Below are 12,892 nucleotides of genomic sequence, written 5' to 3'. Positions count from 1 at the left end.
CCTCAACGAAATTAATGGTCGAAAGGTTCAATTATGTACAGGTAATTTTTGGGGAATCCGGAACATCAACTCATTGCATTACGATAACTTTCCGAATATCATAGCTTTCATCCCTTCTGACTATTCGAACCAATAGAAAAGAGCAATTGAAATTAGAGGCAGGTATCGTGATCACATCCCTGCCATCATTTTCCTTACACAACAATAAATATCCTGACGGATTAAAAAATTCCACTCTCTTTACTTCCTCAGGATCTGAAAAACGAACATTCATTTCACCTTTAACAGGAACCGGGAAAATATCCACCGTCTCCTTTGTTGATGCTGAATGAGAAATACCCGATGTTATTTCGCACATGATATAGATATTAAGAGAATCCGCATTTGCAAGCCAGAGACAACCTCCATAATAAGCCAGCCCATTGGGGAATTCTCCTCCCGGAATCGGCATTGAGTCAAGCAATTGAAAATTTTGATCATACTTGAATAAATATTCGTCCTGGTTGGGAGGCTGTTGATTCACCGTGATCCAGAAATTGGTTCCGTCAAAGGCAATACCATGACTGTAGTATGCATGGTTCGGAAACCTGGTTACAATGTGGCAGAGTGTATCGAGCACAAAAGTTGTATCCGTAGTGCCGGACCAAAACATATTTATCCATAACTGATTATTATGGAACAACATCCCATGGGTAAACTGGGAAGCAACGGGGTTTGTTAATGTTTGAAGGATGGTTTTAGTAACCGGGTCAATCTTGAGAATGGAATTGCCATTATAACTTTGTGCAACCCACAAAGAATTATTTCCATAGGTAATTCCATCAATAGCTACATTGAGATGAGTATCCATGGAATCCAGCAACTGACCTGTTTGGGATTTTATTTTATAAATCCATCCGGTACTCCCGCCAACCCATATATCCTGACCTACGAATGCAATGTCACCAAGCCAACCAAGCGGAGGTGAAATGTAAGGGTAGAATGGTGCCGGTGTATGGCAACCCGGTAATCTTAGGGACGGCACTGAATTATCCTGTGAAATATCCTGACAATAACTGCGGCAGGGCAATATCATCAGCAATATTAAAATGAAAATTTTTGAATGATTCATTGGTAAAAAATCTACTAAAGCAACAACAAGGTAATTAAAAATCGGAAGATCTTTTAACTTATGCCCTCACTCCGACTTCATTCATACAACAACTCAATAGCAGTAAAGTCTAGTCTAAAATTCCAGGAAACGTTATAAATAAAAAAGCCAGTCTGATTGACTGGCTTATTATTATTTTCATAAAATTCCGGACTTAGTACGGAGTGGTTTTTAGTCGTGATGATGCTCCAGCTCGTGAGTTGTTTTCTCATTCAGCTTAGTTACAAAGTCAGCATAAGGAAGCTCAATCATATCGAGCTTCACTTCTTTTTTCAAAACATCAAACACTTTATTTTCACGAATGGATCTTTCGAGCTTATCATAATTTCCTTCTTCGTTCAGATATCTTGTTGCAATGTCTTCCAGACGTTCCGGTTCCATTTCATAATATCCATATTGAGCAAATTGCTGACGGATAACCTGGCGCGACAAATCTTTAACTTCATCTTCAGTAACTTCAATGTTGTTTATCGCGGCGAACTTGCTTTGAACAAGATTCCAGCGAAGATCTTCTGAAACATGAAAATATTCATGTTCAAATGAATGTTCATCCATTGCCTTCTCCTGGTTTGCTTTCAGCATACGCTTCAGGAAAGCATCCGGCAATGGAATATTCATTTCTTCCAGAAATACATTGCGTAAATCTTTTTTCAGCTTACGGTCACTTTCACGTTCAAAATAGCCCGCGATTCCCTCTTTAATTTTAGCTCGGAATTCTTCTTCAGTAGTTACAATTCCTTCGCCATAAACTTTATCAAAAAGCTCCTGGTTCATTTCAGCTTTCTCAATCTGGTTGATCGTCATCACTGTGAACTGATAATCCGATTCAAGTGAAGGTGAACCTTTTTCCAGTTTTAAAAGAGCAGTGAGTTCCGCTTCGCTGGAAATTACTTTACGGGGATTGAATCGAACGATATCAGCTTTCTTCAAACCCACGAATTGCTTTCTTTCCTGAACATCTTTAATCATCTCAATAGAAAGCGTAGTTGTGGTTTTATTTCCACCTTCACGAAGATTTCCTTCTTCATCCAACTCGTTAAATTCTCCGTAGAGGATATTTGTTTCTTCAGATACTTCCGGATTCGAGAATTTACCATAACGACGACGAATATCCGCGATATCGTCTTCAATCATCTTCTCGTCAATCTTTACCAGGTAATAAGGAACTTTTTTCTTCGGCATACTTACTTCAATTGCCGGAGCGATTCCCAATTCATACATGAATTCGAATTCTTTTCCTTCTTCAAAAGCCTGTTCTTTCTCACTTTGCTTTGGCAATGGTGTTCCGATTACATCGAGTTTATTTTCATAGATGTATTTGCCCAGTGATTCCGAAAGAAGTTTATTCAACTCGTCAACCAGAACCGCTTTACCATACATTTTTTTAATAATTCCGGCAGGGACTTTACCAGGACGAAATCCCGGTACACTCGCTGTTTTTTGATACTGACGTATTACCTGGCTTACGCGGTCCTGATAATCCGCCGGCTGTAACTCGATCTTTACAACCGCATTCAAATCATCCAACTGTTGTTTCGTGATATTCATAGCAATTTCTCTAAAATAGTTCTGATTGAATTGCCCGGAAGAAGTACTCGTGATGTTTCAGGTCTGCAAATACAGCTGACCTGAAATTTCCGGGTTAAAATAAGTGCGCATGGAGGGACTCGAACCCCCACGCCTTTCGGCACCAGATCCTAAGTCTGGCGCGGCTGCCAATTACGCCACATGCGCTTATTAACGGATGAAGAATATGCTCATTTTCAGAAAATACCCTTCAATTTCCAAAAATCAAAGAACGAATCAATTTTTGGGAGTGCGAAGATAGTATAAATTTCCCTGCTGCCCAAAGGACAGATTATGGAATTTCATACAATTCAGGATCATGGATGTACGTTTCCCGTTAAGATATGCGTTTTTTAAGGTCGAATCGAAAAGTCCACCTGTCGGATGAAGAAATCATCGAATCATACCGACATGAGGCTAATCCGGACCTCCTCGCCATACTTTTTGAACGTTACAGCCACCTTGTTTTCGCTGTAAGCATGAATTATTTGAAAAATGAAGAAGAAAGCAAAGATGCTGTTCTGGCTATCTTTGAAAAACTGGCGTCAGATCTTCAACACTATCACATACGGAAATTCTCCGCATGGCTGCATACGGTGACCCGCAATTATTGTCTGAAGGAAGAAAAAATCAAAAAAACAAAAATCCGTCTTTCCGGAGAAGATAAAATCATGGCTGATGAGCCGGAAAACGAAAAGGACGACTCAACAGAAGTACATTTAACATACTTACCGGAAGCCCTGAAGAATCTGAACACGGAACAAAGAACTTGCATACATTTATTCTTTTTGGAAGAAAAAAGTTATCGCGAAATCAGTGAGCTTACCGGATACGACTACAATCAGGTTAAAACCTTTATTCAAAACGGAAAAAGAAACCTGAAAATTTACCTGGAGAAAAGATCTAATGAGAAAATATAATTCCCATATCACTGAGGCCGACAAACATCTGAGCCTCGAAGATCTGCAGGATTACACCAGCGGCAGATTGATCCTAGCGGAAAGGCACAGGATCGATTTGCATCTTACGCATTGCCAACTTTGCGCGGATGCACTGAAAGGTGTGTCGCAAATGAATGACCCTCTGAAACTGGTGAGAATTACACACGAATTACAAGCCAGTAACCTCAGAAAAAAAACTGAACGCAAAAGGATTATCCCTCACGTTCAGTTAATTTCGATCATCCTGATTTTGATGATGCTGATGCTGATTGTATTTATCGGTTTGTATTACTTCAACAAACCATAGATTCAAACCAAATAGATTTTCTTGTGTTGAATTTTAAATCAGCTTTTCACAACTCTGATCAGCTTTTTGTAATTCGCGTTTATAACCCTGATAAAATATATACCGGCAGGTTGGTCTGCAAAAATAACGGTACCTGTATATACATCTCCGTAAGCAGGAATTTTTGCATGACGGACAACCTTCCCGGCAACATTGTAAACTTGAATTTCCAGGTAAGATGGCCCTTTTAACCCTTTAATTTCAAGATGCAGAAATTCATTGACGGGATTAGGCTGCAAAGAAACCTGAACGTCATTCGAAGAAATTTCAGCGAGACCCACTTGAATACCAACTGTTGCGAGTATCGTGTCACTGCATTGATTGATGTCTGTTACCACAATTGTGTAGTTGCCGGCTGACAAGGATGTAAACAATCCATTGTTCTGTACAGGCCCTCCATTCAGACTAAATGTATAAGGTCCGGAACCTCCATTCACACTTACGAGAATTACACCATTAGTTGCAACTGAGCTTGTCGCGTCAGTAATTGTTGAGCTCAATCCAAGTGAACATTGGTAATCCGCGCAGAATGTATGCGACTCGGAATAACCGAAGTTTGTTAGTGTATTAGTAGTGAGCACTACTCCATCCCATCGTACCAGTCTGAAATAACCGGGAACACCAAAATCAAATCCGTCGCCATAACTGTCGCGAATCACAAATTCATAACAGGAATCCTCCAGGCAAAAAACCTGTGTAGTAACAGTTTGCGACTGAGTATAATTTCCGCCGCTAAACATTAGGTTTCCGTGTGAATCATACAAATCCCATGAAGTTTCTTCCGGAAAATCGTCAGTCTTCAATTCCAGTGTCACATCGATTCCGGGCATGACGTTGGTAAATACAGCCTGCAGAGTATCATTGCTTGTATTTTGATCCGGTTGTCCATTGGGGGATGAAACATAACACATCACGGAATTGGATCCATTCAACAATCCTGTTATGCTTACATATAAAGTATCCTGTTGTCCGGCGCTCAAAGAAACGTTTGCAACAGAACTGACAACCGGATTGCCATTCAAAATATAATTTAATACAACAGAACTTAATGGGCTCGCTCCGTCATTTCTGATGATGTAGCCTGCATCACGTGAACTGCCACAAGCCAGCCCGGACACGCCTCTGAGCCCAAGCAAATTAACATCAAGATCTACAAGATGCGTTACCTCAGCACGAAGAGTATCGTTGTTGCGGTTTGCATCATTGGCCAAAGATGTATACACAGTAAAATTGTAGGATTGACCTATAACAGAAAGATCAGTGCTTGCTGCAAAGGAATAATCGACAGAACTATCCGGAAGCAATGTTCCTGTATAAGTTTCGGTTACTATGGTTCCCTGATCCACCTGGTAATGCACCTGGAAATTGGATTGTGCTACAATACCTGTATTACGAACATTTATTTTTACTATTTCAGAATTGCCAAGTCCTCCGGCAGTGACAGGCGTGAGCAAAGATGTTACCGCCAAATCATTTGAATCCTTTGCGAGAACAAATTTTACAATCCTGGTTGTCCAGTCATTGTTCCCCATGTATTCACCGGTAAACCAGAATGTGCCATTCTCAATAGGATCAACCGACATTTCGGAATAATCTCCCCAACGCCCGCCTTGGAAACTTCCCTGACCACTTGCAATTTGCATTTCATTAAATGTCATTTGACCGGGAGGGTCACCCGCACTTCGTGCAATGATTCGCAGTGATGGATTAGTTGTTGTACTCGAAACACTATAACCCAGAGCTATGTTCCCGAAAGCATCCTGAGCTATACTACCCATAAACCGATGTTCCGCATCAGGACTAACAGTTCCTTCCTGGTACAAACTCCATGGATTTGCACCTGACTTGCGCAACTCATACCATCTCACACCGGATGTATTTCCTGTTCCGTCGACATCGACTACATGATTGCAAAGCATGCTTTCATAGGAACCGAAATTCCGGTATTGAACTCTATGCATTAAAACTTGTTGCAATACATCCAGATTACCTCCTGAAGGTTGAGTAACACAATACCCAAATCCCGGACAAAGTTCACTGTCGAATGAAGTAACATTCAAATCAGTCGGTCCGGTAAGTGTTGAACTCCCGGGACTGCTCCAGTTCACAGCAAGTTCCCAAACTTCAAGATGATCTGTTCCCCCACCCCATGCATCGTCATAAACTCTGAGTACATAAGCAGGACTGCCGATAGGTGGTGGATTTGAACCATCCCAATCAGCGCCGGATGCAAGTTGGAAACCTATTGCACTAAAACCGGGAACTGTCCATCTGAGCAATTGAGTAGACTGCACTCCATTGATCATATCATTACGATTCAAGGCATATATAGGTGATCCGCCACTTCCTTCATTTGAACAAAAATAATAACCATCATTCCAAATGAAATATTTAGGATAATCCGGCAGCCCCGGTGTTTGAAAATCATACACGTAATAAGATCCCAGAGGATCACTGGTTTGAGAAATTGCAATCAAAACATCAGAAAATGAATTCGAGAGTTCCGAAAGCATCCATCGATCCGCTGCCTGATCATACATAACAATCGGATCTCCCAATCCGGTTGTTCCAAACTGAGTCCAGAATGTATTGCAAAATGCAGGGCCATATATGGAAGCACCTTGTTTATCGAAGATTTGAAAAAGGGTACCATTCCCTCCATTGGTCATTTGTATGAATTCGTTTTTACCAATTTCACCACAAGGATCCGGTGGATAGATATTAGGATCACTGAGACCTTCAATTGTAAAAATAGTATCTATATCCGACGCTGTACGATGTACCCTTCGATCCAGTAATGGATCCGCACCTTTTGGCAGCGCCTGAGGATTTAAAGTCGGATTGTATTCTTTCTCATTAAAAACCTCCTTCGCCTGTTTCAATTTATTTCCGGAAGGATTGCTGAGAACCGGTTTTGTGTCACGTAAAGGTTTTGTCAAACCCAGTAACCTAACCTGGGAAACCTGTGGATGATATACTTGTCTGGATAATAAGGCAGGATTAATTTGAGCGGACGAGTAAATCCAGAACATCATCAACACTAAGGAAAGGAAGTCTTTTTTCATTGGTTTATATTGAGAAGAACAACAAGGAAAGCAATTGCAACCTGAGTATAAATTTATATAAATATGTATTGCTTCGACCTGAAAAGATCAGCCGGACAAGGAATTATTCATTTTTTTTGGCAAATCATAAAAAAGCATAGATGAATATAAGCTCCTGTAATGCAAATACAGATTGTTACATTTGCCGGACAGAATCTGAGCCATGCTGACGATCAATCCAAAAGAAATAAAGACCAGTATTTTTCATAGTTACATGCTGGGAGCAATTGCCCCAAGGCCAATTGCTTTTGCCAGTACAGTAGATAAAAATGGAGTCCCCAATTTATCCCCCTTTAGTTTTTTCAATGCATTTGGAAGCAATCCACCTGTGATTGTTTTTTCACCTGCACGTCGGGTTCGTGACAATACCATCAAACACACCCTTGAAAATATCTATGAGACCATGGAGGTGGTGATCAATGTGGTCAACTATGCCATGGTCCAGCAAATGTCTCTTTCCAGTACTGAATATCCGAAAGGTGTAAATGAATTCGTTAAATCCGGATTTACACCGATCCCATCAGAGTTGATACGTCCTTTCAGGGTGAAAGAATCTCCTGTGCAGATGGAATGCAAAGTATTGGAAGTAAAAGAAACAGGTAATGAAGGTGGCGCGGCAAACCTGATCATTTGTGAAATTCTGAGAATGCACATTTCCGAAAGTGTACTTACACCGGAAAATAAAATCGATATCCATAAAATTGATCTGGTTGCACGAATGGGTGGCGACTACTATTGCAGGGCTTCCGGCTCTTCCATTTTCGAAGTGGCAAAACCGAACAGTGCTCTGGGAATCGGCGTAGATCAAATACCGGAATCCATTCGACTGAGTACAATTCTCACCGGAAACAATCTCGGGCAACTTGGCAATGTTCATCAACTGCCTGACAAAGAATCAATCATTGAATTCTCTCACAGGGATTTCATGAAAGAACTAAAACAAAGATTTGGACACCATCCGGAAATATTCATTTTGAAGATTCATGAACTTGCGAAAACTTTACTTGACAAGGGTCATGTAGAAGAAGCCTGGAAGGTGCTGTTAGCCGGACTTAATTTGGAATAATATATTTGTATATTTGGCCAACACTGAAAACAACCAATCCTCCGAATGAGTTTCGCGCCCAAAATTATCGCTACCGTTCTCCAGCAGCACTGGTACATTCCTTTCACCGTTTTCTTACTGGAATGGATCATGATCCGATTCTTCCTTCACTTTTCCTTCTCTAAAGCATTCCTGATTTCGCTTGTAGGAAATATCATCGCCCTTGTATCAACACTCATTCTAAGTTCCGCGTTTACAACGGTAAGCATATCCTTTTTAATGATGTTTGTTCTGATTGGTTCTACACTTACCGAGGTTTTTCTGACAAGCGCTATCTTCAGGATCGAAGTAAAAAAATCATTCATCCCTCTGGCATTAGGAAATGTGCTTTCTGCCGTAGCCTTGTGGGCAGTGCTTCCTCCGATTTAAGTTTCACCTGCTGAACAACTCAAGCCCTTACCACGGATCTGTTTCTGCAGGTAAATTCAGAGCAATATTCAAGACCCCGAAATTCCGCATCAGGCAATCATCCAAAAAAAAATCCCCCGGTATCGGAGGATTTTTTTAATTTTTTATAATCGTTTAAAACAGACCGTTAATTTCTGCATTGATCCGGTTGATGATTTTTCCCAGATCTTCCGGATTATCAGCAAAGTTCAGATCATCAATATCAATCACCAATAACTTACCCTGGTCATAAGTAGAAATCCATGCTTCGTAACGCTCGTTGAGTCTTTTCAAGTAGTCAATACGGATAGAATTCTCATAATCACGGCCGCGACGGGCAATTTGATTAACCAGTGTCGGAACACTGCCTCGCAGATAGATCAATAAATCCGGAGGTGAAACAAACTTATTCATCAGATTGAACAAACTCTGATAGTTATTGAAATCCCTTGTTGTCATCAAACCCATAGCATGCAGGTTTGGTGCAAATATGTTAGCATCCTCGTAAATAGTACGATCCTGGATAACTGTTTTTCCGCTTTGACGAATTTTTGTGATTTGTTCAAAACGGGAATTGAGGAAGTAAATCTGAAGGTTGAATGACCAGCGTTGCATGTCATCATAAAAATCGTTCAGATAAGGATTGTCATCCACATCTTCATAATGGGGTTCCCATTTCAAATTCTTTGCAAGCAAAGTTGCCAGTGTAGTTTTGCCTGCGCCAATGTTTCCGGCAATCGCGATGTGCAACGGTGCCAGTTGTTTTTTCGTTGGCGAATATTTTTCAGTGGACTTCACCGTGGTGGTTTTTGGTGCGGGAGTTTTATCCGTAGCTTTCACAGTAGATTTTGAAGCGCTTTTCTTAAGGGTGACGGGTTTTGAAGCCATGTCTTTTTATGTAATTTTATTTGTTGATACAATTGATGCGAATCTAAAAAGAATAAAAACTCAAAGAGTCACTTGTTAATAAATAAAGTTCCCGCTGTTCAATTCTTACGCTCAGTACCGAATCAGCTGCTGGCAATAGTATCGGCCGATCTTCAAGTTTTTTCAGATGAAACGCGTTACAACGTCCTTCTTTCAGATAGAGCAGTTCGTTTTCAATTATCTGAAATGATTTTAAACCGGGAATCGGGATGGTTTTATAAAACGTTCCATATCGGTCGAATACTAAGATTCCATTCAAGGGATCGTTCAAATAAACAAATCCCTCCGCTTCCAGCATAAAGTTTGGAGACATCTTGCCTTGCCCCCATTTCCGGATATCTCCACTCTGAAACGATACTTGCAGATCCAGGCTGACTTTCTTCAATTGATAATCCTGCAAATCAAAAATCCAGTAACCATCAACCATTGAATGACAAGAAAGTACGGGCTGAATAATTCCCAGATTTCGTAAATTGATCGTAGATTGAACAGCCAGATTGGAGTTTAATAAAATAATTTGTCCGAAATCAGGATAAAAAAGTTCTATTTTCATTGGGTTCGAAGCATCCACTGAACGCAACTCTCCAAGATTTTTCTCCATGAAATTTGCTTTCGGCTTTCCTCCCCCATCAAATTGCAGCAACTGATTGCCTACAATTACAAATGCATTCCCAAGATTATCCGTAGTAATGCATTTTACATGCTCGAATGGAATCTGATGTATCAGGACATAATCTTCGGAAGTCCGGGAAGCAGCAAAGAATAAATAAATAATGAGAATGAATTGCTTCATGAGTTGTGTACAGATTTCATCTGTCGCATAACTTCCGCGATTTCATCAATGAACACACGGTCATTGCACAATCGTGGAACTTTATGCTGACCACCAAGCTTTCCTTTGAATTTTAGCCAATTGTAAAATGTCCCCTGAGGTACCTGATGAACAATCGGGAACCTCAAAGCCATATCCTTGTAACGCTTCGCTTCATAATCGGAATTCAGCGATTTCAATGCAGTATCCAAAACATCTACAAAGTACTCCAGGCTCAGCGGAGCTTTTTCAAATTCAATCATCCATTCGTGAGCGCCATTTTCACCATCCGAAAAATAAACCGGTGCAACAGTATAATCTCTCACAAGCGCTCCCGTTTTTTCACAAGCCACACGGATTGCATTGTCAGAATTTTCAATAATCACCTCTTCCCCAAAAGCATTGATGAATAATTTTGTTCTACCGGTGATCTTTATTCGATAAGGATCTTTACATGTGAATTTAATCGTGTCACCGATAATATATCTCCACAAACCTGCATTGGTTGAAATTACCACAGCGTAATTCTTGTTCAATTCGACTTCGTCAAGTTGAATTGTAATTGGATCCTCCTTACCATATTCCGACAAAGGCATGAATTCATAGAATACGCCATAATCCAGCATCAGGAGCATTTCATCAGAACGCAATCGATCCTGAATTCCAAAAAAACCTTCTGATGCATTATATGTTTCCAAATAATTAAATGTACCGGATGGAATCAATTGCTGAAACTGATCCTTGTAAGGAGTAAAACTCACGGCACCATGAACAAACAATTCAAGATTGGGCCACACTTCCAGCAAATTTTTCTTACCGGTCACTTCAAGAATCCTTCTGGCGAGAACGAGAGTCCAGGTTGGTACTCCACTGATATTGGTCACATTCTCAGGCAAGGTTGCCTTCACCATCTTTTCAATCTTTTCTTCCCAATTATCCATTAATGCAATGGATAAATCAGGAGTTCTGATCCATTGTACCCAGAATGGAAGGTTCTGCAAAAGGATGGCGGAAATATCACCATGAAAGGAATCGTTCCTGTCAATGTTTAATTGGTGACTTCCTCCCAATGCAAGTCCCTTGCCTGAAAACATCAATGTCTCAGGATTATTGTTGCAATAAATCGCGAGTAAATCTTTTCCACCCTTGAAATGACATTCCTCCATCGCTTCCTGGCTTACAGGAATAAATTTGCTCTTCCCGGCTGTTGTACCTGAAGATTTCGCAAACCATTTCACATCCGTGGGCCAGAGAATATTCTGCTCGCCTTTCATTAAACGTTGAATGAAAGGATTTAGTGTTTCGTAGTTCTGAACAGGTACTCGATTTTTAAAATCGGATATAGTACGAATGGATTTGTAATCAAAACTAAGCCCCCATTCCGTATTTCTGGCGGATTCGATTAGTTTATTAAACCAGTCTTGCTGTACCTCGTGAGGATACTTCATGAACAACTCGATCTGATGGATCCGTTGTTTCATCAACCAGCTAAGTATGGAATTTAAAATGGGCATGCGATGGTTTATTTGTCAATTCTTACAGGGAATGAAATTTACTTTTCAGGCTGAAACAGCATCCATATCCTTATTGATTTTCTTTACGAGTCCCTGTAAAACTTTTCCCGGCCCAACCTCTACAAAATGGGTAGCACCATCCACAATCATATTCTGGATGGTTTGAGTCCAACGAACCGGACCGGTTAGTTGCGCCACAAGATTGCTGCGAATTTCATCCGGATTTGTCACAGGCATGGCATTCACATTTTGATAAACCGGACAAATCGGACTTGAAAAATGTGTGCTGCGAATTGCTTCCGCAAGTTCGGCGCGCGCGGGTTCCATCAGAGGCGAGTGAAAAGCTCCCCCAACAGGTAAAACCAAAGCTCGTTTTGCTCCGGCAGCTTTCATCTTTTCACAAGCAATGTTGACACCTTCAATAGAACCGGAAATGACCAATTGCCCCGGACAATTGTAATTCGCGGCAACAACAACATGTCCTCCTGCGGAAATTTCAGCGCAAATATCTTCTACAACTTTATCATCAAGATTCAGGATCGCTGCCATAGTGGATGGCTGTACCTCACAAGCCTTCTGCATCGCGAAAGCACGAGCCTTCACAAGGCGAAGTCCGTCTTCAAATGTTAATGCTCTGTTTGCAACAAGTGACGAAAACTCTCCAAGGGAATGACCGGCAACCATGTCAGGCAAAAATGTATTTCCCATACTCCGGGAAAGAATAACAGAATGTAAAAATATCGATGGTTGTGTCACACGGGTCTGCTTCAGGTCCTCATCAGTTCCGGAAAACATTAAATCTGTGATTCGAAAACCGAGGATTTCGTTGGCTTGCTCAAACATCTCCATGGCTTCATTGCCGGAATCGTATAAGTCTTTGCCCATCCCCACAAATTGTGAGCCCTGGCCCGGAAAAAGATATGCGCGCTTCATACAGGTATAAGATAATTTTTAATGAATTATTTATGGATGCTTAATGTTGATCTATTTTTCACCAATATAAGTAAAAGTTCCTTTTCAAAAATAACCAAATTCCATTGC

Annotated in this window: 11 protein-coding genes and 1 tRNA gene; 4 read left to right on the top strand and 8 right to left on the bottom strand. The window is 40.7% G+C overall.

Annotated elements, in window-relative coordinates; translation table 11 throughout:
* Positions 1-70: 70 nt before the first annotated feature.
* From IPP86_09840 to IPP86_09830, 3 genes are all read right to left on the bottom strand, one after another.
* Complete coding sequence (locus tag IPP86_09840) at positions 71-1,024, bottom strand: hypothetical protein (protein MBL0138816.1); 954 nt, start codon at positions 1,022-1,024, stop codon at positions 71-73.
* Between the two features lie 297 nt (positions 1,025-1,321).
* The gene (gene tig, locus IPP86_09835) at positions 1,322-2,698 is read right to left on the bottom strand and encodes a trigger factor (GenBank protein ID MBL0138815.1); all 1,377 of its coding nucleotides are present in this window, start codon (positions 2,696-2,698) and stop codon (positions 1,322-1,324) included.
* A gap of 104 nt (positions 2,699-2,802) precedes the next feature.
* Positions 2,803-2,884: transfer RNA gene (locus IPP86_09830), tRNA-Leu, on the bottom strand.
* 176 nt (positions 2,885-3,060) lie between these two features.
* Between IPP86_09830 and IPP86_09825 the strand changes: the two genes are divergently transcribed.
* Entirely contained in the window at positions 3,061-3,636 is a 576-nt protein-coding gene (locus IPP86_09825) for a sigma-70 family RNA polymerase sigma factor (protein ID MBL0138814.1), read from the top strand.
* Positions 3,623-3,964: a hypothetical protein gene (locus IPP86_09820; GenBank protein ID MBL0138813.1), complete on the top strand. Its 342-nt coding sequence runs from the start codon at positions 3,623-3,625 to the stop codon at positions 3,962-3,964. Before IPP86_09825 ends, IPP86_09820 begins: the two co-directional genes overlap by 14 nt.
* A gap of 38 nt (positions 3,965-4,002) precedes the next feature.
* Here the strand turns inward: IPP86_09820 and IPP86_09815 are convergent, their stop codons facing one another.
* Positions 4,003-7,068 (bottom strand): T9SS type A sorting domain-containing protein, encoded by a 3,066-nt coding sequence (locus IPP86_09815; protein MBL0138812.1) that lies wholly within the window; start codon positions 7,066-7,068, stop codon positions 4,003-4,005.
* Positions 7,069-7,270: 202 nt separating this feature from the next.
* On the opposite strand from IPP86_09815, the gene IPP86_09810 reads away from it, so the two are divergent.
* Together IPP86_09810 and IPP86_09805 are read left to right on the top strand one after the other, a co-directional pair.
* Positions 7,271-8,173 carry a flavin reductase family protein gene (locus IPP86_09810; GenBank protein ID MBL0138811.1) on the top strand — a complete coding sequence of 301 codons (903 nt, stop codon included), beginning with the start codon at positions 7,271-7,273 and terminating at the stop codon, positions 8,171-8,173.
* Between the two features lie 45 nt (positions 8,174-8,218).
* Positions 8,219-8,581 (top strand): hypothetical protein, encoded by a 363-nt coding sequence (locus IPP86_09805; protein MBL0138810.1) that lies wholly within the window; start codon positions 8,219-8,221, stop codon positions 8,579-8,581.
* A 153-nt stretch (positions 8,582-8,734) separates the two neighbouring features.
* On the opposite strand, the gene IPP86_09800 is transcribed toward IPP86_09805, so the two are convergent.
* From IPP86_09800 to fabD, 4 genes are all read right to left on the bottom strand, one after another.
* Entirely contained in the window at positions 8,735-9,349 is a 615-nt protein-coding gene (locus tag IPP86_09800; GenBank protein ID MBL0138809.1) for a deoxynucleoside kinase, read from the bottom strand.
* 181 nt (positions 9,350-9,530) lie between these two features.
* Positions 9,531-10,319, bottom strand: coding sequence for a hypothetical protein (locus IPP86_09795; GenBank protein MBL0138808.1), 789 nt, complete (start codon positions 10,317-10,319; stop codon positions 9,531-9,533).
* Positions 10,316-11,851: a GH3 auxin-responsive promoter family protein gene (locus IPP86_09790; protein ID MBL0138807.1), complete on the bottom strand. Its 1,536-nt coding sequence runs from the start codon at positions 11,849-11,851 to the stop codon at positions 10,316-10,318. The genes IPP86_09795 and IPP86_09790 overlap by 4 nt, the downstream gene beginning before the upstream one ends.
* Before the next feature lie 45 nt (positions 11,852-11,896).
* The gene (fabD, locus tag IPP86_09785; GenBank protein ID MBL0138806.1) at positions 11,897-12,784 is read right to left on the bottom strand and encodes an ACP S-malonyltransferase; all 888 of its coding nucleotides are present in this window, start codon (positions 12,782-12,784) and stop codon (positions 11,897-11,899) included.
* Positions 12,785-12,892: the final 108 nt, after the last annotated feature.

It is taken from the genome of Bacteroidota bacterium, assembly GCA_016720935.1.
Classification (GTDB): domain Bacteria; phylum Bacteroidota; class Bacteroidia; order AKYH767-A; family 2013-40CM-41-45; genus JADKJP01.
This window is presented reverse-complemented; position numbering and strand designations above follow the sequence as displayed.